A 23,551-nucleotide genomic window follows, 5' to 3' on the forward strand; every position below is an offset into this window, starting at 1 on the left:
CCGTATATTAAGATATATTATAATTAAAATATTCGGTTTTACTCCCCGGGAGGTTTAAATAGAACGATGAAGTTTCGTCGAAGTGAGCGTATTATTGACATGACTCATTATTTGCTGGAGCACCCGCACCAGCTTGTGTCATTGACCCTTTTTGCCAATCGGTTTGGTTCCGCCAAGTCCTCGATCAGTGAAGATTTGGCTATTATTAAAGAAACGTTTGAGAAGCGGGGCATTGGTACCCTGCAAACGGTTCCGGGCGCGGCAGGCGGCGTGAAATTTTATGCCCGTGTAGATAAGGAAAGCGCAAAGTCATTTATTATGGATTTGTGCCGGCAGATTGAAAATCCGGAACGCCTTTTGCCCGGCGGCTACCTGTATATTATGGATTTGCTCGGGAATCCCGCTATCATGAATAAAATCGGCAAGCTTCTAGCTTCCGCGTATGCAGATAAAAAAATTGATGCAGTTATGACAGTCGCGACTAAAGGGATTCCTATTGCTCATGCGATTGCGGCGCATTTAAATGTGCCGGTTGTTGTCGTGCGCCGTGACAGCAAAGTAACCGAGGGGCCGACCGTCAGCATTAATTATGTATCTGGCTCAACAAAGCGCATTCAAGCAATGGTGCTTTCTAAGCGCAGCTTAAAAGAAGGTTCAAAAGTGCTTTTGGTCGACGACTTTATGAAAGGCGGCGGCACCATCAATGGAATGATCAGCCTGCTTGCGGAGTTTAACGCTTCGGTAGCAGGTATTGCCGTTTTGGTGGAAGCAGAGTATCCCGACTGTTTGATTGACGATTACATTTCACTCATCAAACTGCAGGATGTAAATGAAAAGACTGCTGCTATTTCCGTAGTAGAAGGCAACTACTTTGAAAAAAACAATGAATTTTTACAGGGGGAATTAGAATGAAAATTGTAGACACAAAAAAAGCTCCGGCTGCTATTGGACCATACGTACAGGGAGTGGTAGTAAACAACTTGTTTTACAGCTCGGGACAAATTCCGCTTACTCCTGAAGGAGGGCTTGTAGAGGGAACGATTGAAGAGCAGACACACCAGGTGTTTGCGAACTTAAAAGCGGTTCTTGAAGAAGCGGGGGCATCGCTTGAGACAGTGGTAAAAGCAACGGTGTTTTTGTCTGACATGAATGAATTTGTTCCATTCAATGAGGTTTACGGAGAATATTTCTCTGCTCATAAACCTGCCCGTTCTTGTGTGGAAGTAGCACGCCTTCCTAAAGACGTAAAAGTTGAAATTGAAGTTATTGCGCTTGTAAAAGCATAAGCCGGCTATATGCCGGTTTTTTGTTTAAATTTTTTTAGCCAAAAAAGAGGAAAAATTGCCACGATTATGGAATAAGTAGTTTAAGCTTTTTAAAATAAGGGAAAAGGGGGTGAATATGCGTGGAAATAACAGATATAAGATTGCGCCGTGTTCAAACAGAAGGCCGAATGAGAGCGATCGCGTCCATCACCTTTGATGGGGAATTTGTTATTCATGATATTCGTGTCATTGATGGCAATAACGGCCTGTTTGTAGCAATGCCCAGCAAACGGACACCGGAAGGAGAATTCCGCGATATTGCGCACCCGATTAATTCTGGAACCCGCGGAAAGATTCAAGATGCGGTCCTTGAAGAATACCATCGAGTCTGCAAAATGGAGACGGAAGAACTGGTTGCGCTTGAAGAAGCATAATCATTTTTTATTTTCAAACAGCTTTCCGCTTTTCCACAAGAGCCTGACTAATTACGAGGGCTCTTTTTTGTGCTGTGAAAAATATGTCATTTTCCGGCCAGGATTGAAATAAACCGGTATTTAAGATATATTCAATAATGGATAATCAGGTGAGGAGGCCTTTTATGACGAACATTTATGCTGTCATTTTGGCTGCAGGACAGGGAACACGCATGAAATCAAAATTGTACAAGGTGCTGCACCCAGTCTGTGGAAAGCCAATGGTAGAACATGTTATTGATCAAATCTCAGGTTTACATACAAAACAAATTGTTACAATCGTTGGCCATGGTGCGGAAAAAGTAAAAGCGCAGCTGGGAGACCGGTCCGCTTATGCCCTTCAGGAAGAGCAGCTCGGTACGGCGCATGCTGTTATCCAGGCCCGTGCGCTGCTTGAAGGAAAAGAAGGATGTACGCTTGTTGTATGTGGAGATACCCCGCTTATTCAGACGTCAACAATGGAATCGCTTGTGCGGCACCATGAGAAAACCGGCGCTAAAGCAACGATTTTAACAGCCCATGCGGAAAATCCGGCTGGATATGGGCGGATTATTCGCGGAGCAGACGGGTCTGTTACCCGTATTGTAGAGCACAAAGACGCGTCTGAACAAGAGCGTGCTGTAAAAGAAATTAACACAGGTACGTATTGCTTCGACAATAAGGCTTTATTTGACGCTCTTAAACATGTTTCAAATGAAAATGTGCAGGGTGAGTATTACTTGCCTGATGTTATTGAAATTTTAAAAGAAGCTGGCGAAATGGTTTCCGCGTATCAAACGGAGAGCTTTGAGGAAACACTTGGTGTTAACGACCGTGTTGCATTAAGTGAAGCTGAACGTTTAATGCGGGCTCGAATCAATGAACAGCATATGCGGGCAGGTGTAACCATTATTGATCCGCAAAACACATATATTGGCCCTGATGTTGTAATTGGCTCAGATACAGTGATTCACCCTGGAACCGTGCTTTCTGGAAGCACATCAATTGGTGAAGATTGTATTATTGGGCCAAACAGCGAGGTTCGTGAATGTGAAGTTGGAAATCGCACCGTGATCCGCCAGTCGGCTGCTTTTGACAGCCAAATTGGTTCAGATGTAAATATTGGGCCGTTTGCGCATATTCGTCCGCAGTCGTCGCTTGCTGATGACGTAAAAATCGGCAATTTTGTGGAAATAAAAAAAGCATCCTTCGGCAAGGGCAGCAAAGCATCCCATTTAAGCTATATTGGAGATGCAGAAGTTGGCAGCAGCGTCAATATCGGCTGTGGAACGATTACAGTTAACTACAATGGCAAAGACAAATTTTTGACCACCATTGAAGATGGAGCTTTTATCGGCTGCAATTCTAATCTGATTGCGCCTGTCACTGTCAAAAAAGGTGCCTATGTTGCTGCGGGGTCCACGATTACCGATGAAGTGCCGGAAGAGTCAATGGCTATTGCCCGTGCCCGCCAGGTCAATAAAGAGAATTACGTTCAAAAAATCTTGCCAAAAAATGAGTAAATCAGGACAGTGGAGGTCATCATGAGCAATCAGTATTTAGATCCAAATTTGAAAATCTTTTCGTTAAATTCCAATCCGGCACTTGCTCAGGAAATCGCTGAGTTTATCGGTGTTGAACTTGGAAAATGTTCCGTTACCCGTTTCAGCGATGGAGAAGTACAAATCAACATTGAGGAAAGCATCCGCGGCTGTGATGTATATATCGTCCAATCCACAAGCGGCCCGGTTAATGAACATTTGATGGAATTGCTCATTATGATTGATGCCCTAAAACGTGCATCTGCAAAAACAATTAATGTTGTGCTTCCGTATTACGGTTATGCGCGCCAGGACCGGAAAGCCCGCGCCCGTGAGCCGATTACAGCAAAGCTTGTTGCAAACTTGCTTGAAACAGCAGGAACAACTCGTTTAATCACGCTTGATCTTCATGCGCCGCAAATTCAAGGCTTTTTTGATGTCCCGATTGATCATTTAATGGGTGTGCCTATTTTAGGTCAATATTTTCAAGAAAAAGGCCTTAATAAAGAAGATGTCGTTATCGTATCACCGGATCATGGCGGCGTAACCCGGGCGCGCAAGCTTGCGGACCGCTTAAAAGCACCGATTGCCATTATTGATAAACGGCGTCCGCGTCCAAATGTATCAGAGGTTATGAACATTGTCGGGAATGTCGAAGGGAAAATCGCGATTTTGATCGATGATATTATCGATACAGCGGGAACGATTACGCTTGCCGCAAATGCAATTTCAGAAAGCGGCGCAAAAGAAGTATATGCATGCTGTACGCATCCGGTTTTATCCGGCCCTGCAATGGACCGCATTGAAAAATCGAACATTAAAGAATTGGTTGTAACCAATTCCATTGCACTTGCTCCTGAAAAGAAAATCGACAAAGTAGTGGAGCTGTCTGTAGCACCGCTTATTGGCGAAGCCATCATCCGTGTGCATGAGGATCAATCTGTCAGCACATTGTTTGATTAATCATTCTGTTGAAAGGAGAAGCTGCCTGTATCTTCTCCAGGTTACATTCAGCTCAGTCCGGGCTTGGATTGGCCGCCATGCCTGGTCCAGATATAGAAGAGCCAGGATCCGCGGGACCCTGCGCCTGCCGTCCATGCAGGCTGGTTCAGCGTTCGCCCCACAGGAAAGCGGAACCGGCAGGACGCAGCCCCTGGCACTGCTTCTTGAAGGAAACAGCATGTTTTTGGCTGATACAAAGAAAATAAATTTAGCCGCAAAAGAGAATATCTTCTTGACAGATTTATTTTTTAACATTGAAAGACTGACAACTTTTTTGTCAGTTTTTTTTATAGCCCTTTTTATTTTTAAACGGACAGGTGGTTTTTCAGGCAGCGGCTTTCTTTTTTGTCTTCATGTTTATAAAAAAGCTTCCGTGGGAATAAAAAAGTCATACACATAAAAAAGTGACCGATTTATAACAGGAAGGTGAAGATCAGTATATGAGTACATTACAAGCAAAAAAACGTGAAGGTTTTACAAGAGCAGCACTGACTCAAATTCGCACGGCAGGTGCATTCCCGGCAGTTGTCTATGGAAAAGGCGTTGAATCGAAGCCTGTAGCTGTGGAAGAAGCGGAATTTATTAAAGTAATCCGTGAAGTAGGACGCAACGGTTTAATTTCATTAAACGTAGATGGCAGCAAACATGATGTTATTTTACAGGAATACCAGCAGGATCCTATTAAAGGCTTTATTGTACATGCGGACTTTTTGGCGGTTGACCGTTCATCTGAAATCACTTCGCAAGTCCGCGTAGATCTTGAGGGAGAAGCAGCAGGGGCAAAAGAGGGCGGCGTGATCCAGCAGCCATTGTTTGAATTAAATGTCACAGCAAAAGTATCTGAGTTTCCGGAATCCATCTCAGTAGACGTGTCAGGGCTTAGTATCGGTGACTCTATTGCAGTAGGAGATATTCGATCCCAGCACAATTTCACTATTGAAAACGAAGACGCAGAAACCATTGTTTCTGTTCTTCCTCCGCAAAAAATAGAAGAAGAAAATGTTGAAGGCACGGATGCTCCAGATGAAGCAGGAGACGAAGCGCCGGCAGAAGAAAAAACAAACGAAAGCTGAACCTCTGAATAACAGCAGGCAGAGTAATCTGCCTGTTTTTTTTGCATAGGGTCATGTATACTAAGGATAACTGTGAAAATTGAGGTGCAATAGCAGATGAAATTAATCGTAGGCCTTGGCAACCCGGGTGCGAAATATGCAGGAACACGCCATAACATTGGCTTTGACGTTATTGATGAAGTGGCAAAGCAGCTTGATGCCGAATTGACGGAAGCCAAACATAAAGGCATATATGGCATCGCCCGAAAAGGGACGGAAAAAGTCATTTTATTAAAGCCGCTTACATATATGAATTTATCAGGTGAAAGTATCGGTGAAGTCATGCGGTATTATAATATTGAAGCGGAGGATGTTGTTGTCGTATACGATGATCTTGATTTGCCGCAGGGAAAAATAAGGCTCCGCCAAAAAGGCAGTGCCGGCGGACATAATGGAATTAAGTCAGCCATTGCCCATTTAGGCACAGATCAATTTAAGCGTGTGAGAGTGGGAATAGGGCGTCCGGATGGCCCGGTAAAAACTGTCGATTATGTGCTTGGTAAATTCAGTGAGGAAGAACAAAAGGAAATGAGCGATGCTGTAGAGAAAAGTGCATCTGCTTGTATTCACGCAATTGAGCATTCGTTTATTGACGTGATGAATAAATACAATCAATAAATACAGAGCGTAAAAAGCTTTGGGCGTATGCCCCAAAGCGTTTTTCTGTTTGAGATAAGGGGGAACAATGGGGATGAACCATTTACTTGATTTATTTTTAAAAAATGATGAGGCGGTATCCATCATCAACGGGATGGAAGCCGGTATGAAGGAACAGCTGGCAGCCGGTTTATCCGGCTCACTGCGGGCTGTTTTTGCAGCGGCAGCTCATCGCAAACTTCAAAAGCCAGTTATGATTATTACATATAACATGCTGCAGGCACAGAAGCTGTATGACGATGTGGTTCAGTTTGTTCCGGAGGAAGAAGTTTATATCTATTCTGCAAATGAATTGATCGCCGCAGAAATCAGCGTTGCCAGCCCTGAATTGCGGGCCCAGCGGATTGATATGCTGAACCATCTCGTTTTCAAGGGCACAGGCGTTTATATTGTGCCGGCAGCCGGCTTTAAAAAATTGCTTCCTCCTAAAGACGTATGGAAGCGACTTCAAAAAACATTTACAGCCGGGGAAGAAACAGACCTGGAGAAGTTAAAGCATGAACTTGTCGAAATGGGATATGAGCGGGCGGATATGGTTTACGCGCCCGGTGAATTCAGTATTCGCGGAGGAATTATTGACATTTATCCGCTCACCTTTGAGCACCCGGTCCGTATTGAACTGTTTGATACTGAAATTGACTCTATTCGGACGTTCGCTCCGGATTCACAGCGGTCACTTCAAAATATGGAGTCTGTTTTAATTGGCCCGGCGGCGGAAATGCCAGCTTCATCAGAAGATCTGGCTGCCCTGTCCGGCCGTCTTCAGGATGCACTCGATCATACAATAAAGCAAATTGGCAGCCCAGAAGTAAAAAAGCAGCTGTCTGCTCATGTAGGATCGGATATCGAAAAGTTAAAACAGGGAATTCGCATTGATGAACTTGGCAAGTATACCTCACTTCTTTACAGCGAAACGATGCCGGTTACCACCTATTTGCCGGAAAGTGGAGTGGTCTTTTTTGATGAGATGAGCCGTATTAAGGAAATAAGCGATTCGCTGGAAAAAGAAGAGGCAGAATGGTATACCGCTTTAATTGAAGAAGGCAAGGCCGTCCATGGGCTGACCCTTGCACATACCCTTCAGCAGGCTATTCGGGCAACGGTCCAGCCTTCGGTTTATTTATCCCTGTTTATGCGCCAGACGGCCGGTGGCAAGCCGGAAAACATTGTTAATTTTTCTGCGCGGCCGATGCAGAACTTCCACGGCCAAATGAATGTACTGGAAGGCGAAGTAGAGCGCTGGAAAAAGTCAGGAACCACTGTGCTGTTTTTAGGGGAAACGATGGAACGGGTTGAAAAAATAAAAGCAACCTTGAATGATTATGGAATAGAAATTACAGTGCTGAAGGATCAAAACGAAGTGATTGAAGGCATTGTTCAAACAGGCCCGGGTGCTTTAACAGCGGGTTTTGAATTTCCTATGCTGAAAATTGCAGTTGTGACAGAGCAGGAGCTGTTTAATAAAAGAGCACCCAAGAGCAAGCGGCGCCAGAAGCTTTCGAATGCCGAGCGGATTAAAAGCTATTCTGAATTAAAAGCGGGCGACTACGTTGTTCACGTTAATCACGGAATCGGAAAATATTTAGGAATTGAAACTCTTCAAATTAATGGCGTTCACAAGGATTATTTAAAAATTAAATACCAGGGCACAGATGAGCTTTTTGTGCCGGTTGAACAAATTGAACTCGTACAAAAATATGTTGGCTCGGAAGGAAAAGAGCCAAAAATCTATAAGCTCGGCGGAAGTGAATGGAAACGGGTCAAAAAGAAAGTAGAGTCTTCTGTACAGGACATTGCAGATGATTTAATCAAGCTCTACGCTGAACGGGAAGCAGCGCGCGGCTACTCGTTTTCGCCGGATGGCGACATGCAGCGTGAGTTTGAAGGTGCGTTTCCATATGAGGAAACCGATGACCAGCTCCGCTCTATTCAAGAAATCAAACGTGATATGGAACGGGAACAGCCAATGGACCGTCTGCTTTGCGGCGATGTCGGCTACGGCAAAACAGAAGTGGCGATCCGGGCAGCATTTAAAGCAACAGCCGACGGCAAGCAGGTAGCGATTTTAGTTCCGACAACCATACTGGCTCAGCAGCATTATGAAACGCTGAAAGAACGTCTGCAGGACTTTCCTGTTAATGTTGGCCTGCTCAGCCGTTTCCGGACACGTAAACAGCAGACAGAAACGCTAAAAGGCTTAAAAGCAGGAACAGTCGATATTGTCATTGGGACACACCGTCTGTTATCAAAGGATGTTCAGTATCAGGACCTCGGTCTTTTGATCGTCGATGAAGAGCAGCGGTTTGGCGTTACGCATAAAGAAAAAATTAAGCAGCTGAAAACGAATGTGGATGTTCTGACCCTGACGGCAACGCCGATTCCCCGGACTCTTCATATGTCAATGCTCGGTGTCCGGGATTTATCAGTAATTGAAACGCCGCCGGAAAACCGTTTTCCGGTCCAGACGTATGTGGTGGAGCATAATCTGGGTCTTGTGCGTGAGGCAGCAGAACGGGAAATCGCCCGCGGCGGCCAAGTATTTTACTTATACAACCGGGTCGACGATATTGAAAGACGTGCCGAGGAAATTGCCATGCTGGTTCCAGATGCCCGGGTGGCGTATGCCCATGGGCAAATGACGGAAACAGAACTGGAAGCGGTCATTCTTGGCTTTTTAGAAGGAGAATCAGATATACTGGTGACCACTACGATCATTGAAACAGGCGTTGATATTCCGAACGTAAATACGCTGATTGTTCATGATGCCGACCGAATGGGCTTGTCCCAGCTTTACCAAATTCGCGGACGTGTTGGACGTTCCAATCGCGTAGCTTATGCTTATTTTATGTACAGAAAAGATAAAGTGCTGTCTGAACCGGCAGAGAAGCGTCTGCAGGCAATTAAGGAATTTACCGAGCTCGGTTCAGGCTTTAAAATTGCCATGCGCGATTTATCAATCCGGGGGGCAGGCAACTTGCTCGGGTCCCAGCAGCACGGCTTTATCGATTCGGTTGGCTTTGATTTGTATTCACAGATGCTGAAAGAAGCAATTGAACAAAAGCAGGGAGGCAGCAAAGAAGAAAAAGCTCCTGCCTTTGAAGTTGATATTACGATTGACGCGTATATTCCGGATGCGTATATTCCAGATAGTGCTCAAAAAATTGATATGTATAAGCGGTTCCGTTCAGCGGATTCATTTAATGAAGTCGATGAGCTGAAAGAAGAAATGGTTGACCGCTTTGGGGATTATCCTGCTGAAGTGGCGGACTTGTTTAAAGTGGCTGAGATGAAAATTCATGCAGCGAAAACAAAATTGGAATCCATTAAGCAGTCCAGGGACACAGTTACAATCCTTGTAAGCGAGGAAGGAACAAAAGAAATAGACGGCTCCAAAGTTTTTGCCATTTGCAATAAATTTGACCGTATGTGCGGCCTTGGAATGGAAGAGCAGCGCTTAAAAATAACAATCGATGTAAAAAAAGCACCTGAACAAGGATGGTTCAATGCAGCATTCGATTTGATCAAGCAGCTGGAGACAGCGAAAAAACAAGCATAAGTTTATGTATAGAATGCCTCTTTATGAAAGATACTAACGCCAAGAAATGGCTTCGATATTTTGATGGTGAAAGAGAGGCAGTCTAAGATGAAAGCTACAGGTATCGTTCGACGCATTGATGATCTTGGCCGTGTGGTCATTCCAAAAGAAATCCGCCGTACACTTCGAATTCGCGAAGGAGACCCGCTGGAAATTTTTGTGGATCGGGACGGCGAAGTGATTTTAAAGAAATACTCACCGTTTACAGAACTCGGTGATTTTTCGCAGGAGTATGCAGAAGCGCTGCATGACAGCTTAAACTATTCGGTGCTTATTTGTGACAGAGATACTGTTATTTCCGCTGCTGGCGTGAAAAAGAAGGATTTTGTAGAGCGGAAAATTGGTCCGGTAGTGGAATCAGTTATTCAGGAAAGACGGTCAGCCGAAAGCAATGAACGCCGCAGTGTAGAGTTTGCTGATGGCCGCGCAGTAGAAGCGGAATCGTACTTTATCACGCCGATTATTGCAGCTGGTGATACCATTGGCGCCGTTATCTTATTTTCTGAAGAAAGATCAGCAGGCGAGGCAGAGCAGAAAGCCGCCTTCGTCGCTGCCGCTTTTTTTGGCAAACAAATGGAACACTAACCTGGACTCCCGACCTGGGAGCCAGGTTTTTTCTTTTCAAATAGGAAAAAAATGAGTAAAGTAGTCACTGAGGTGGTCGTGTGGAACCGAGAAATTCATTTTTAAAAGGAGCTGTTTTATTAACAGCGGCTGCCTTATTTGTGAAAATGTTAAGTGCAGTGTACCGGGTGCCTTTTCAAAATATTGTTGGAGACACCGGTTTTTATATTTATCAGCAGGTGTATCCGTTTTACGGAATAGCTGCCGGGCTCGCTGTTTCTGGCTTTCCGGTTGTACTGTCACGGCTTACGGCCCACAGGGATGAGCGCAGAAGGCAGGTTGCCGTCTATACCGCTTTTGTAACAATTGGCTTGATGGGGCTGATTGCTTTTCTTCTGCTCTTTTTTAGTGCGGGGTGGATAGCTGAAAAAATGGCGGATCATTCACTGAAGCCGCTGATTCAGTGCAGTTCGCTGTTTTTTTTACTTGTTCCCTATATCGCTGTCAAGCGAGGAGCCTTTCAGGGAAGCAGTAATATGGCCCCGACAGCTTCTTCTCAAATGGCAGACCAGTCTGTCCGGGTTGCCGCTATTTTACTTTTCTCATCTTATATTGTTTTTACGGATGGAACACTTTATGAGGCAGGACTCAGTGCTGTTATTGGTTCCTTGCTCGGAATGGCCGCATCAGCGGCTGTTTTGTGGAAATATAGCAGGAAACCGGTACTGCAAAGAAGAATCTTCTTTTTGTTTGACCGCCGAATAGCGTTTGAAATTGTTTCACGTGGAACCGCTGTATGCATTTCTGCTTTAACGCTTGTCCTGCTGCAGCTTGCAGATTCCTTTCAAATATACAGCGGGCTGATTTCCTCTCCTATGACAGAAACGGAGGCCAAGGCATGGAAAGGGATTTATGACCGCGGACAGCCAATGCTCCAGCTTGGTGTAGTCGCCGCAGTATCCATTTCCCTTACAATTGTTCCATTAATCTCAAAAGCACATAAAGAGAACAATACAAAGGCGGAGACTTCCTTCAGCCGGCTGGCATTTCGTCTCAGCTTTGCGCTTGGCCTGGCTGCATCTGCCGGCCTGGCGGCTGTTATGGTGCCGCTTAATACAATGCTCTTTAAAACGGCAGCCGGCTCCGGGTTTTTAATTGTATTCGGCTTCTCTATTTTTTTCTATTCGTTAATGGCAACAATCAATGCCGTTTTTCAAGGGAGAGGGAATGATTGGATTCCGGCAGCGGGCACCGCTTTTACGGTTGCCGTTAAATGGGGAGCAAATGCCATTTTAATTCCGGCATATGGATTGTACGGTGCAGCTTTTGCAACAGCAGGCTCCCTTCTGGCTGGAGTTTGTTTTTTATCGGTTGTATGGAACAGAAACCATGCTCCTCTTTTAACAAAAATATTTGCTTTTAAAACAACAGGAGCCGCCATCCTGATGGCGGCAGCCGTTTTCTTTTTTGTCCAGCTGTTTCTTCCAGCAGAGGCAGGACGGATTTGGAATGGAGCTACTGCGGCGGGTGGAGCGCTTCTCGGTGTCTGTTTGTTTTTTACTTTCATGATAAAATGGAAAGTATGGAATGATGACGATCTGCGTATCCTGCCATTCGGAGAAAAACTGGGGAAATGGCCGGGGATACGTCTCAAAAGGAAGTGGTAAACAATGATGAATCAAATAACGATTGTCGGCCTTGGTGCAGGGGATCTGGATCAAATGCCGCTCGGAGTATACCGCCGGCTGAAGCAGTCAAAAACTGTCTGGCTCCGGACAATGGAGCATCCCGCTGCCGAAGAATTGAAAAAAGAAGGCATTGAGTTTAAGAGCTTTGATGCTGTTTATGAAAAGCATGACCGATTTGAAGAAGTGTATGAAGAGATTGTAGAGGAGCTTTTGAAAAAAGCTGTTCACGAACCTATTACTTACGCGGTTCCCGGCCACCCTATGGCAGCGGAAAGAACGGTGCAGCTTTTATTGGAGCGAAAGCAGTCGGGGGAAGCAGATATTGTAATTGCCGGCGGACAAAGCTTCCTGGATGCATTGTTTACAAGTATAGGGATAGACCCTGCCGACGGGTTCCAGCTTCTTGATGGAACGTCTTTAAAGCGGGATGATATTTATATTTTTAATCATCTTATTGTTGCTCAAGTGTATGACTCCTTCGTTGCATCAGACGTCAAGCTAACCTTAATGGAGAAGTATCCGGCTGATCATGAAGTAATGATCGTAACTGCTGCAGGAAGCGGGCAGGAAGCTGTGCGCACAGTGCCGCTTTATGAACTTGACCATGGAATGTCCCTAAACAATTTAACGAGCGTTTACGTGCCGCCGGTTCAAAAAGAAGAAGATGCGTACCGCGAATTTTCAATGCTGCGCGGTATTATTGCGCGCCTGCGTGATCCGGAGACTGGTTGTCCCTGGGATCTTAAGCAAACCCATGCTTCGTTAAAAAAATACTTGCTTGAAGAAACGTACGAGTTATTTGAAGCAATCGATAACGAAGAAGAAGAGGAAATAGCTGCCGAGCTCGGCGATGTACTTCTTCAGGTACTACTTCACGCGCAAATTGGCGAGGATGAAGGAATGTTTTCCATTGAGGATGTTATTGAGGCAACATCTTCAAAAATGATTCGCCGGCATCCGCATGTATTTGGCGAGGCGACAGCCGAAACAGCAGATGAGGTAAAAGCAAACTGGCAGGAAATCAAAGCGATAGAAAATGGAAACAGGCGGAAGAGCATGCTTGATGGCATTCCGAAGGGGCAGCCGGCCGTAATGGAAGCGTATGATCTGCAAAGAAAAGCGGCAAAAGCAGGCTTTGACTGGCCGGATGCAGCCGGTGTGATCGAAAAAGTAAAAGAAGAATGGCAGGAGTTTTTAGCAGAAACCGGCTCCGGCCAGCCGGATAAGCTTCGTGAAGAATTTGGCGATGTTCTTTTTACACTTATTAATGCAGCAAGATTTTACGATATTCATCCCGAAGAAGCACTTGAAGCCATTAACCGCAAGTTTCGCCGCCGTTTCAGCTTTGTAGAAAAGTGTGTAATGGAAAGCGGAAAGCCATTTGCTGATTTTACCCTTCAGGAATTAGATGCATTCTGGGATTTAGCCAAACAGGAGGAAAAAGAATGAGACTGGATAAATTTTTAAAAGTGTCGCGCATTATTAAACGGCGCACACTCGCAAAAGAAGTAGCAGATCAGGGGAGAATTTTAATTAACGGTACAGAAGGAAAAGCAAGCTCAAATGTAAAAGCGGGAGATGAGCTCACCGTCCGTCTTGGCCGCCGCGTCATGACCGTCCGAATTGAAAAACTGCTTGATACTACCAAAAAAGAAGAAGCAGCCGGCATGTATACAGTTCTAAAAGAAGAACAGCTGGGCGACTAATGAAACACCCGTGTGAACGGGTGTTTCAGGCTGTTGACAAACGCTTGCTTTCGGCGTCACTTGCTGGCTGTGAATGCTCATGACCCCCAAAAGGTCAATCCGCTTCCCAGCCGGCAGCGTTCCTGGAAAGTCAAACGTTTTCAATCTGCCTGCTTTCTAACTTTGTCTACACTCTCAAATACCCGTCTAAACGGGTGTTTTTTTTTCATGAAAAGGGATTTTTGTGCATACCATTTCTACAAAGGGGATGGATACCATGGACATGAGGCAAAACCATACCGTAAAGATGGACGGGCGTAAAATGATTGAATTAACAGGAGTTATGCAAGTTGAACGGTTCGACAGCAGCGAATTTTTGCTTGAAACGGTAATGGGAAAGTTAAAGATTCGGGGCGCCGGCCTGAAAATGAAGCATTTCGATACAAGTAAGAAAGAAGCGATCATCGAAGGGAGAATTACGGCTTTTATGTATGTTGAAGGCGGCTTTGGAAAATCCTTTTTCAAACGGTCAACATGAGTCTGGACACGCAATTTGATACAGCTGTTGTGATGATTGTAATGGGAATTAGTTTTGGGGTCATAATTGAAGTTTACCGGCGCATCCGTCCAAAAACAAAAGTTCTTGTTTTTTTGACGGATGGTCTCTTTTGGCTTTTTTATGCCATACTATTATTTGCTTCTTTATACCATGTAAACGATGGCATCGTGAGGCTGTCTTTTTTTCTTTTTTGGCTGGCCGGCTGCATTATGTATATAACAGGGCTTCGGCGCTTTGTTCTTCCCATCGTGGATGGTCTTTTTTTCTGTATTCGTTTTTTATATCGAGTGATTGCTGGGATTTTTCGGATATTTTTAGTGGGTCCTCTCCTTTTTATTGTAAACTGCATACTTTCTCTTGCCAAAATGAGTAAGTTTCTTTTATTATGGGTGGTAAAGGTACTGATCGTTCGACCGTGGAAAGCGATTAGCCGCTCCAAAAATAAATAACGGAGGAACGTCGATGCGCGGATTAAACAAAGAAAAAGTAGCGTCCATAAAAAATTCTTTTGTTATGAGTGAAAATAGAAAATCCATGTTCAAGATGCGGCATAAACAAAAATTACTGCGCAGGCTCGCTGCGTTTGCAGGAATAGCCTTTATTATTATTGGCATACTTATATCTGCTTTGGTTACAAAAAATGGAAATTTAAAAGAGAAAGAACAAGAGCTTGCAGAAGCGAAATCCACGATGTCCGAACTTCAGGCTCAGCAGAAGGAATCAGAGGAAGAGCTGATTCGGCTCCAGGATGACGAGTATATTATGGAACTTGCCCGTAAATACTATTTTATGTCAAAAGATGGAGAAATTATCTTTAATATTCCTGAAGAAAATGAAAGTGAACAGAAGGCAGAACAGTAAAGAAAGCAGTGTCATGTTGACACGCTTTTTTTACGTACTATAATATAAGTAAAGTTCGAACAATTTTAAGGAGGAACAATCTTTTTATGTCAATCGAAGTGGGCAGCAAGTTACAGGGTAAAGTTACCGGCATTACAAAATTCGGTGCATTTGTGCAATTGCCGGAAGGTTCGACGGGTCTCGTCCATATTAGTGAAGTAGCGGATAATTATGTTAAAGATATTAATGATCATCTAACTGTTGGCGATGAAGTGGAAGTAAAAGTATTAAATGTGGAGAAAGACGGTAAAATCGGTTTATCCATTCGGAAAGCAAAGGACAATCCGCCGCCGCAAACGCAATATCGTCCACGTCCACAGCGCCAGGGAGACTACCGTCAAAAAGGACCGCGAGGCGGTCAGCCGCCAGTCGAAAACTTTGAATCGAAAATGGCCCGTTTCTTGAAAGACAGTGAAGAACGCATTTCAACGTTAAAGCGTCAGACAGACTCACGCCGAGGCGGAAGAGGCGGAAGACGCGGATAACGCTGCTCCCTGTCGATCCCTATATAAATATGCGCTCTATTTTAAAAAGACCCGAACACTTTGTTCAGGGTCTTTTTGTTTGGCTGCAAAGCCGGTTTTATCTTTTTTATTCAGCATTATTATGGAGTGGATAGCTGCATATATTATTTGTTAAAGCTCCTGTCCAAATATTTAAGTTTTTGACTTACGCTATACTTGCAAGACTTATTTTAGCTGCACTTTGGGGTGTTTTGCTAATCCGCTCGTATCTTCTCCGCTAAAAGGAGGAATAAACTGCCTTGAATATTAAAAAAATATCAACCAGCCGCCATACAGCTCTATTAAAGAAGCCTTTCGTCACAGCACTGAGAACTGTAACTTCCATTGAATTTGTGGCTGTTCAGGTTGAACTGGAGAATGGGATAAAGGGAGTGGGAACTGCTTCGCCTACTATTGTTATTACAGGTGAATCACTGCCCGCTATCGAAGCAGCTGTCCAAACTATTATTTCTCCGCTGTTAATCCGGAGGGAAATTGAGAATATAGCGGCTTTATCCGAGCTTATTCAGCACTCTTGTGTAGGAAATACAAGCGCAAAAGCCGCTGTAGAAATAGCGCTGTTTGATGCGTATGGCAAAAAGCTGAATATGCCGCTGTATCAACTGCTGGGCGGCAAAACAAATACGTTAAAAAATGATTTAACAATCAGCATTAATGAAACGGACAGGATGGTGCAGGATGCGCTTGAAGGAGTGCAGAAGGGATTTACGGCTTTAAAGATAAAAGCGGGCCTGAATGCGGACAAGGACCACAAACGAATTCTGGCCATTCGCGAGGCAGTTGGAGAAGCAGTTGAAATTCGTATTGATGCAAATCAAGGCTGGACAAAAAAAGAAGCAGTCCGCATTATTAATGCGTGGGAAAGAGCCGGATTAAATCTTGAAGTCATAGAACAGCCTGTTGCTGCGGGTGATATTTATTCGTTAAAATACGTAACCGATCACGTTCAAACACCGATTATGGCAGATGAAAGTATTTTTTCGCCCGAGCAGGCATTTGAGCTTATTGAAAGAAAGGCAGCGGACTGGCTGAATATTAAGCTAATGAAAACCGGCGGAATTTTCCGGGCGATGCAGATAGCGGATATTGCGCGGGCGGGCGGGGTTCCCTGCATGATCGGCAGCATGATGGAAAGCAGTATAGGAGTGATGGCTGCCGCACACCTTGCTGCTGCCCATCCGAATATTAAAAAAATTGACCTGGATGCGCCGCTCTGGCTTGAAGGAAGCAATTCTAAAGCATTTCCGTTTAAAGGGCCGGCCATTTTTTTTAGTGAAAAACCGGGGATTGGCTATGACTTCATTTCCGGCTGAAAAGAAACAAGTGATTGCCCGTTTTTTAGGACCACCTCAAGCGAGACAAGTAAAACGAATTGGTGCTTAGCCGGCAGGCAGCGGAAAGCAGCAGATGCGTACAAAGAAGGGCGAAGAGTCTGCCGGCAATAAAAAAAAGATCCATGAGCCTAGGCTCATGGATCTTTTTTTGCTGTATGACCCCTACGGGATTCGAACCCGTGTTACCGCCGTGAAAGGGCGGTGTCTTAACCGCTTGACCAAGGGGCCTTAATAGAAAGAAAGTAGTATCCAGCTTCAGAAAGTATGAGCTCCCATAATTTCCAAATCGGACGTTGAGCTTTCTTTTATAGCGGCGGAGGGGATCGAACCCCCGACCTCACGGGTATGAACCGTACGCTCTAGCCAGCTGAGCTACACCGCCAAAATGTGTTTGTCTGTAACAGCACAAAATCTATAATAACGGCGTACTAAAAAAAAGTCAATAATATTATTAAAAAAATTTCATTCTAATTTTGTCGAACAATTTTTTTGATGGATTTCCGCCGTTTGACAAAGTTTGAACAACTGATCTTTTATACTTCTCGTTAACGATTAAAAGGGAGTGGTATTGTGCAAAGAGCGGAGCTGGAAATGACGGGGGAAGCAGTGTTAGGCCAGGGCTGGAAAAATGGATTTGCAGGAAAAACGGCCTTTATTCTGCTGGATCGCGGGTGGATTTTGGTACCGGCCGGCTTTTTATTTGGACGAGCGTTGCTGCTGTCGCAATTGTCGCCATTTGCGCTTTCCTTTTTTGCTGCTGTATTTATGCTGAAGAAAGAGGCGGCACCAAGAGTGTTTTTAGCGGTATTGGCTGGAGCTCTCTCGATTTCACCAATTCAGGCATCAGGAGCCTTTGCTCTGTTATTTTGCTTTCTGGTTATTCACCGAATATTTAGGACTCTTCATAAAGAAGAAACAGCGCCCGTTCCTTTTTTTGTGTTTTTTACGACCATCGCCGTCAGAAGTGTGTTTTCATACGTACTGAATGGATCAGAATTCGTGCCTGCTTACGACCTGGTATTGGCGGCTGTGGAAGCATCACTTGCTTTCGTGCTGACGCTTATCTTTATGCAGTGTATGCCGTTTTTATCCCTCTCCGGACGAATTCGCACATTAAAAACAGAGGAATGGATCAGCCTGCTGATTGTTTTTGCTTCGGCGTCAACAGGCATGGCCGGCTGGATGATTGGCGGCATGGAAGCTGATCATATTGCCGCGCGTTATTTGGTTACGGCTATTTCGTTTCTCTCCGGCGCAGCATTCGGATCAGCAGCCGGCGTGGTCAGCGGGCTTATTTTGAGTTTGTCCGGTGTAAACGATTTCCAGGAAATGAGTATTCTGGCGTTTGCGGGATTGCTGGGAGGGTTGTTTAAAGAATGGCAGCGCGGCGGCGCCATTGCCGGCTTAATGACAGCGACCGTACTGGCCGGTTTTTACGGAGAAGGAGCCCTGACAAACATGGCCACTTTGTACGAGTCAGCAACGGCAGCTATTTTATTATGCCTGACCCCGAAAGCATGGACAGACCATCTATCAAAATTAATTCCCGGCACAACAGAGCACTCTATTGAACAGCAGCGGTATTTGCGAAAAGTACGGGATGTAACGGCCAATCGTATGGAACAGTTTTCTGAACTGTTCGATGCGCTTGCTCGAAGTTTTTCGCAGTCCAGCCACCATCATGAAACAGCAGAGCGGGAAGTGGATTTATTCTTAAGCGGTATTACCGAAAAAACCTGCCAGACCTGTTTTAAGAAGGAGCAGTGCTGGGCGTACCAATTTGATGACACATATGAATTAATGAAAAACATATTAGAGGATGCAGACTCAGGGGCTGAGTCACTTGCACCCCATCTGTCAAAGGAATTGGAGGATTATTGTTTCCGGCCCGCACGCGTTGAAGCGGAGATCCGTTCGCAGCTGACGTATTACCGGGCAAATAAAAAGCTGAAGCAGCAAATGAGAGAAAGCCGGAAAATTGTAGCGGAACAGCTTGAAGGAGTTTCCAGGGTCATGAAAGACTTTGCCGGAGAAATGAAGAAAGAAGAAGAAACTAATATTACGCAGGAAGAAAAAATCACAACAGCCATTGAATCATTTGGCATGGATATCAGCGATATAAGTGTTTTTAGTGTGCAAAAAGGAGCGGTGGATATTGAAATGACGATTCCGCATTCCAGAGGGCATGGAGAAAGTGAAAAAATCATTGCACCTATTCTTTCGGATCTTCTGAATGAATATATCATTGTGGTAGATGAGCAGCATGATGGCTCGGGCGTTCGCAGTGTTTTTCGCTCGGCCAAAGCCTTTCGGGTCCTAACAGGGCTTGCCCATGCGGCAAAAGGAGGCGGTCTTGTATCGGGGGACTCCTTCTCAGCCATTGAAATCGGAACGGGGAAATTTGCTCTGGCAATCAGCGATGGAATGGGCAACGGAGGAAGAGCGCATGACGAGAGCAGCGCCACTATCAGCTTATTGAAACAAATTTTACAGTCAGGCATTGAAGAAACGCTGGCGGTCAAATCAATCAATTCGATTTTATCGCTGAGGACAAATGATGAAGTGTTTTCTACGCTCGACCTGGCCATTATTGACCTTCAGGACGCCCGTACAGTGTTTTTAAAAGTAGGGTCCTCCCCAAGTTTTATAAAACGGGGCGACCAGGTAATGAAAGTAGAGGCAGGAAATATTCCGATCGGCATCTTGCAGCAATTCGAAGTAGAAACCGTTCAGGAGCAATTAAAGTCGGGTGACCTGCTGATTACAATGAGTGATGGTGTTTTTGAAGGTCCGGATTTTATTGAAAATGCTGAAATGTGGATGAAGCGTAAAATCAAGTCAATCGAAACAACGGATCCTCAGGACTTTGCTGATTTATTAATGGACGAAGTGATTCGGGCACAGTCGAATGAAATAAGAGATGATATGACGCTGTGTGTAGCGCGCGTTGAGCATAATGTGCCGGAGTGGGCGGCCATCCCAGTTTATGATATTGAACCGTCTGAAAAAACGAAAAAACGTCCGGCAAGGCGCCGGGCTGTATAAAATCAATACTTTCAGTCCAATATGAAGAAAAAGAATGAAAGGCGGGGGCGATCATGAATACCGGCACAATTAAACAGTTACTTTTATTAACGGACGGCTGCTCCAACACAGGAGAGGACCCGGCAATGATGGCCGCTTTTGCAAAGCGCCGCGGTATTACGGTAAACGTTATTGGCATTGTTGATAACGGAGGAAGCGGAGCCGGCTTAAGTGAAATTGAAGCAATTGCGAGAGCTGGCGGAGGCGAGAGCCGGATCGTGCAGGCCGCTTCCTTATCTGAAACAGTCGTCAATGTAACAAGGCAGGCCATGACCGGCACCATTTACAGCATTATTAACGAAGAGCTGAGGGGCATTTTAAATAAAGACACACAGGTGGAAGCATTGCCGCCGGCAACAAGAAGAGAGATTGCCGAAAAAGTAGAAGATATCAGCGAGGAGGCGGCACTCGAGCTGCTTGTTCTGACTGATATGAGTGCCAGTATGAAAATGAAGCTGCCCGCTGTAAAAGAAGCTTTGTATGATCTCTCAATGACAATGCAGTCGAGGATGGGCCCTTCTTCTTTCTCGCTATGGACATTTCCGGGGAAATACAGCGCCGCGGAAGAACAGATTGGCTGGACGATGCATGCAGGCAGACTGGCAGACTCGTTTCCACAGCTTGTATCCGGCGGTATTACACCGACAGGCCCTGCGATTAGGCAGGCGCTTTCTTCATTTATGGAAATGGATGAATACAATGAAAAGTCAATATAATGCCGAGCCTGGCGACTTGATCAAAGGAAAATGGACAGGTCATATATGGCGGATAGAACGAGAAATTGGCCGTGGAGCAAACGGCACTGTTTATCTTGTGACCGGGGAAGTCGGCCAGGCCGCGCTAAAGTTCGCAGATTCGGCTTCTGTGGCATCTGAGACGAATGCATTAACAGCACTTGAGCGGGTCAGGGGAACGTCTCCGGGCCCTTTTTTCATTGAAGCAGATGATGTAGAAAAAGAAGGAGTTCTATATTCGTTTTATATTATGGAATATATTCATGGGCCAATGCTGCACACCTTTATAAAAGAAAAGCGGGAAGAGTGGGCAGTTATCCTGCTGATTTGGCTGCTTAATTTTCTTGAGCCGCTTCACCGGTCAGGCAGTGTGATGGGCGACTTAAAGCCGGAAAACTTTATTGTGGCCGGCAAAATAGTAAGAGCAGTAGATGTGGGGGGGATTACAAAATTTGGGCGGTCTGTTAAAGAGTATACAGCTCTGTATGACAGGGCTGCCTGGCAGGCTGGCACACGAAAAGCAGAGCCTTCCTATGACCTATTTGGTGCTGCAGTGCTTATTACTGCTCTTGTGCAGAAACAGCTTGTTCAAACAGCGCTTGGCAATAAAAATGAGCTTGCGGGCATTGTTCAATCATCCCGGACTTTGCAATTAATTGCCCCTGTTTTACTAAAAGCATTTAACAGTGAATATGACAGTGCTTTTTTAATGAAAAAAGAGCTTCTTCTTTGTTTTGCCAAAAAAGATACGGGTACAATAAGGAGGAAGAAAAAACAGGCCTCTTTTTTCTCGAAAAAATGGGTCATAGCTGCAGGTGCTTTTGCCGCCATCCTTTTATTGTTTTTGTTACACTAAAAAGAAAAGAAGAGAGGCGGCGCTCGAGCTGTGCATTTTTTTGAAGAAGAAGTAAAGCGGTTTATGAAAAAGAAAGAAATGGTTGAAAGGGGGGACCACATAGCTGTCGCGGTCTCAGGCGGAGTTGATTCAATGGCTCTTCTTTTCTTTCTGAATAAACAAAGGCTGCACCTTGGTATCACTGTTAGTGCTATTCATGTAGATCACATGCTGCGAGGCGGGGAGTCACTGGAAGACCTTCGTTTTGTAGAAGAATTCTGCCGTGAAATTGACGTTCCCTTTTTTGGAAGGAGAGCGAATGCGAAGCATGAAGCAGAGGTTTCGCATAGCAGTATTCAAAAAGCGGCCCGAAATGTCCGATATGCGCTTTTTGAGCAAGGAATGGACGAGCTGGGCGCTAATAAGCTGGCAACAGCGCACCATGCTGATGATCAGGTGGAAACCGTTTTAATGCAGTTAACACGCGGGGGACACACACAGGCCGGTATACCGGCGGTGCGTTCGTTTGCTGGAGGCCGGATTATCCGTCCGTTTCTTGGTGTTACAAAAGAAGATATTCAAGCCTATACAGATGATCACTTAATCAAATGCCGGGAAGACCCGAGCAACCAGAAGGACACGTATACGCGAAACCGATTCCGGCACCAGGTATTGTCTTTTTTAAAAAAAGAAAACCCAAAAGCACCGCTGCATATTCAGCATTTTGCAGAAGAACGGCAGGAAGATGAACAATTCCTCCGTATGCTGGCGCAGGAAACAATAAAGAATATATCGACGTGGGAACAGGAAACTGTGTCACTTCAAATCGAGCCGTTTCATGAGGTGCCTTTGCCTTTACAAAAAAGGGCGATTCATCTAATATTAAACTATCTTTATCATGGAAAAACAGCGTTTTCTTTTCTACATATCCAGCACATTTTACAACTGCTTCAATCAACTGCCCCATCAGGAAAACTAAACCTTCCATCACGCCTTTCTGTACGCAAAATAAACAAGCAGTGCATCTTTGCCTACGAAACGGATGAGGAGCCGGATTACAGTAACGATTTTCTATTTCAAGAAGATCGGATTTACCGGCAGGGAGCCGGCACATTTACGCTGACAGAAAAAAGCGTTTGTCCGGATGAAGCAGAGTGTTTTCGCTTGAAGCCTGATACGCCAATGCCGATTTGTATACGGATGCGGCAGAATGGAGATCGAATTGAGCTGAAAGGAATGAATAGTGCGAAAAAGCTTGCCCGGCTTTTGATCGACGAAAAGGTTCCACTTGCATACCGCGACTACATTCCGGTCGTGACCGATGCAAACGGAACAATCCTCTGGGTACCGGGAATCCGTAAGTCGATTCATGAAGGAGACGGGCCGCTGCTGTTGATTTATGAAAAGGAATGAACCAACTTTGGGAGGAAAATCTATTGTTACGTAACGATATTGAAGAAATATTGATTTCGGAAGAGGAAATACAGAAAAAAGTAAAAGAGCTTGGGGCAGAACTGACGGAAGAATATAAAGACCGCTTCCCTCTCTTCGTTTGTGTATTAAAAGGGGCGATGCCTTTCATGTCCGACCTGGTAAAGCGGGTGGATACCCATCTTGAAATGGATTTTATGGACGTTTCAAGCTATGGTGCTTCAACGGTTTCTTCTGGTGAAGTGAAAATTGTAAAGGATTTAAATACGTCTGTAGAAGGCCGGGATGTACTCATTATCGAAGACATTATCGACAGCGGGTTAACACTAAGCTACCTGGCTGAACTTTTCCATTATCGAAAAGCGAAATCTGTGAAAATTGTCACGCTTCTGGACAAACCGACTGGACGGAAAGCGAAGATCAAAGCGGATACAATTGGCTTTACGGTCCCAGATGCATTTGTTGTAGGCTACGGTCTTGACTACGCAGAACGCTATCGCAATCTTCCGTATATCGGTGTTTTAAAGCCATCTGTTTATACGTCAGCTGAAGAGGAATAAAATAGTCAGATGAATAGGCTGAAAGAAGG

General features: G+C 44.9%; 23 protein-coding genes and 2 tRNA genes. 23 read left to right on the plus strand and 2 right to left on the minus strand.

The window, feature by feature from the left end; all coding sequences use genetic code 11:
• Positions 1 to 66: 66 nt before the first annotated feature.
• From purR to VP98_RS00170, 18 genes are all read left to right on the plus strand, one after another.
• Positions 67 to 912, plus strand: a complete 846-nt coding sequence (gene purR / locus VP98_RS00085; RefSeq protein WP_046173303.1) for a pur operon repressor — start codon at positions 67 to 69, stop codon at positions 910 to 912.
• Positions 909 to 1,286: a RidA family protein gene (locus VP98_RS00090; protein WP_046173304.1), complete on the plus strand. Its 378-nt coding sequence runs from the start codon at positions 909 to 911 to the stop codon at positions 1,284 to 1,286. Before purR ends, VP98_RS00090 begins: the two co-directional genes overlap by 4 nt.
• 119 nt (positions 1,287 to 1,405) lie before the next feature.
• Positions 1,406 to 1,699 (plus strand): septation regulator SpoVG, encoded by a 294-nt coding sequence (gene spoVG / locus VP98_RS00095; RefSeq protein WP_046173305.1) that lies wholly within the window; start codon positions 1,406 to 1,408, stop codon positions 1,697 to 1,699.
• 164 nt (positions 1,700 to 1,863) lie between these two features.
• On the plus strand, positions 1,864 to 3,240 hold the full coding sequence (glmU, locus tag VP98_RS00100; RefSeq protein ID WP_046173306.1) for a bifunctional UDP-N-acetylglucosamine diphosphorylase/glucosamine-1-phosphate N-acetyltransferase GlmU: 1,377 nt from the start codon (positions 1,864 to 1,866) through the stop codon (positions 3,238 to 3,240).
• A 21-nt stretch (positions 3,241 to 3,261) separates the two neighbouring features.
• Positions 3,262 to 4,221, plus strand: a complete 960-nt coding sequence (locus tag VP98_RS00105; protein WP_046173307.1) for a ribose-phosphate diphosphokinase — start codon at positions 3,262 to 3,264, stop codon at positions 4,219 to 4,221.
• Between the two features lie 217 nt (positions 4,222 to 4,438).
• Positions 4,439 to 4,660: a hypothetical protein gene (locus VP98_RS00110; protein ID WP_156151271.1), complete on the plus strand. Its 222-nt coding sequence runs from the start codon at positions 4,439 to 4,441 to the stop codon at positions 4,658 to 4,660.
• 40 nt (positions 4,661 to 4,700) lie between these two features.
• A complete protein-coding gene (locus tag VP98_RS00115) occupies positions 4,701 to 5,333 on the plus strand; it encodes a 50S ribosomal protein L25/general stress protein Ctc (protein WP_046173309.1) in 633 nt (210 codons plus the stop codon).
• Between the two features lie 96 nt (positions 5,334 to 5,429).
• Positions 5,430 to 5,990, plus strand: coding sequence for an aminoacyl-tRNA hydrolase (gene pth / locus VP98_RS00120; protein WP_046173310.1), 561 nt, complete (start codon positions 5,430 to 5,432; stop codon positions 5,988 to 5,990).
• A 73-nt stretch (positions 5,991 to 6,063) separates the two neighbouring features.
• Complete coding sequence (mfd, locus tag VP98_RS00125; RefSeq protein WP_046173311.1) at positions 6,064 to 9,585, plus strand: transcription-repair coupling factor; 3,522 nt, start codon at positions 6,064 to 6,066, stop codon at positions 9,583 to 9,585.
• 87 nt (positions 9,586 to 9,672) lie between these two features.
• Positions 9,673 to 10,209 carry a stage V sporulation protein T gene (gene spoVT / locus VP98_RS00130; protein WP_046173312.1) on the plus strand — a complete coding sequence of 179 codons (537 nt, stop codon included), beginning with the start codon at positions 9,673 to 9,675 and terminating at the stop codon, positions 10,207 to 10,209.
• 80 nt (positions 10,210 to 10,289) lie between these two features.
• Complete coding sequence (locus VP98_RS00135) at positions 10,290 to 11,855, plus strand: putative polysaccharide biosynthesis protein (RefSeq protein WP_046173313.1); 1,566 nt, start codon at positions 10,290 to 10,292, stop codon at positions 11,853 to 11,855.
• A 3-nt stretch (positions 11,856 to 11,858) separates the two neighbouring features.
• Complete coding sequence (gene yabN, locus VP98_RS00140; RefSeq protein WP_046173314.1) at positions 11,859 to 13,325, plus strand: bifunctional methyltransferase/pyrophosphohydrolase YabN; 1,467 nt, start codon at positions 11,859 to 11,861, stop codon at positions 13,323 to 13,325.
• Positions 13,322 to 13,582 (plus strand): RNA-binding S4 domain-containing protein, encoded by a 261-nt coding sequence (locus VP98_RS00145; protein WP_046173315.1) that lies wholly within the window; start codon positions 13,322 to 13,324, stop codon positions 13,580 to 13,582. The genes yabN and VP98_RS00145 overlap by 4 nt, the downstream gene beginning before the upstream one ends.
• Positions 13,583 to 13,838: 256 nt before the next feature.
• Positions 13,839 to 14,099, plus strand: a complete 261-nt coding sequence (locus VP98_RS00150; RefSeq protein WP_231584086.1) for a YabP/YqfC family sporulation protein — start codon at positions 13,839 to 13,841, stop codon at positions 14,097 to 14,099.
• A complete protein-coding gene (yabQ, locus tag VP98_RS19395) occupies positions 14,096 to 14,569 on the plus strand; it encodes a spore cortex biosynthesis protein YabQ (RefSeq protein WP_046173316.1) in 474 nt (157 codons plus the stop codon). The genes VP98_RS00150 and yabQ overlap by 4 nt, the downstream gene beginning before the upstream one ends.
• A 13-nt stretch (positions 14,570 to 14,582) precedes the next feature.
• Positions 14,583 to 14,981, plus strand: coding sequence for an FtsB family cell division protein (locus VP98_RS00160; protein ID WP_046173317.1), 399 nt, complete (start codon positions 14,583 to 14,585; stop codon positions 14,979 to 14,981).
• Between the two features lie 86 nt (positions 14,982 to 15,067).
• Positions 15,068 to 15,505 (plus strand): S1 domain-containing RNA-binding protein, encoded by a 438-nt coding sequence (locus VP98_RS00165; protein WP_046173318.1) that lies wholly within the window; start codon positions 15,068 to 15,070, stop codon positions 15,503 to 15,505.
• A gap of 278 nt (positions 15,506 to 15,783) precedes the next feature.
• On the plus strand, positions 15,784 to 16,857 hold the full coding sequence (locus VP98_RS00170; RefSeq protein ID WP_046173319.1) for a dipeptide epimerase: 1,074 nt from the start codon (positions 15,784 to 15,786) through the stop codon (positions 16,855 to 16,857).
• 177 nt (positions 16,858 to 17,034) lie between these two features.
• On the opposite strand, the gene VP98_RS00175 is transcribed toward VP98_RS00170, so the two are convergent.
• Positions 17,035 to 17,106 (minus strand) — tRNA-Glu (locus VP98_RS00175).
• Between the two features lie 80 nt (positions 17,107 to 17,186).
• Positions 17,187 to 17,260 (minus strand) — tRNA-Met (locus tag VP98_RS00180).
• A 188-nt stretch (positions 17,261 to 17,448) separates the two neighbouring features.
• Between VP98_RS00180 and spoIIE the strand changes: the two genes are divergently transcribed.
• Genes spoIIE through hpt form a run of 5 tightly spaced genes read left to right on the plus strand, consistent with a single transcriptional unit; the run spans position 17,449 to position 23,522 of the window.
• Positions 17,449 to 19,923: a stage II sporulation protein E gene (spoIIE, locus tag VP98_RS00185; RefSeq protein ID WP_052712062.1), complete on the plus strand. Its 2,475-nt coding sequence runs from the start codon at positions 17,449 to 17,451 to the stop codon at positions 19,921 to 19,923.
• 53 nt (positions 19,924 to 19,976) lie between these two features.
• Positions 19,977 to 20,678, plus strand: a complete 702-nt coding sequence (locus VP98_RS00190; RefSeq protein WP_046173320.1) for a vWA domain-containing protein — start codon at positions 19,977 to 19,979, stop codon at positions 20,676 to 20,678.
• The gene (locus tag VP98_RS00195) at positions 20,662 to 21,552 is read left to right on the plus strand and encodes a protein kinase domain-containing protein (RefSeq protein ID WP_052712063.1); all 891 of its coding nucleotides are present in this window, start codon (positions 20,662 to 20,664) and stop codon (positions 21,550 to 21,552) included. Before VP98_RS00190 ends, VP98_RS00195 begins: the two co-directional genes overlap by 17 nt.
• Positions 21,553 to 21,582: 30 nt before the next feature.
• Positions 21,583 to 22,944: a tRNA lysidine(34) synthetase TilS gene (gene tilS / locus VP98_RS00200; protein ID WP_082087773.1), complete on the plus strand. Its 1,362-nt coding sequence runs from the start codon at positions 21,583 to 21,585 to the stop codon at positions 22,942 to 22,944.
• A 23-nt stretch (positions 22,945 to 22,967) separates the two neighbouring features.
• The gene (gene hpt / locus VP98_RS00205; RefSeq protein WP_046173321.1) at positions 22,968 to 23,522 is read left to right on the plus strand and encodes a hypoxanthine phosphoribosyltransferase; all 555 of its coding nucleotides are present in this window, start codon (positions 22,968 to 22,970) and stop codon (positions 23,520 to 23,522) included.
• The last annotated feature ends 29 nt before the right edge of the window (positions 23,523 to 23,551 follow it).

Origin of the sequence: Domibacillus indicus, assembly GCF_000970685.1 — a bacterium.
In the GTDB taxonomy this organism is placed as follows: Bacteria; Bacillota; Bacilli; order Bacillales; family Domibacillaceae; genus Domibacillus; species Domibacillus indicus.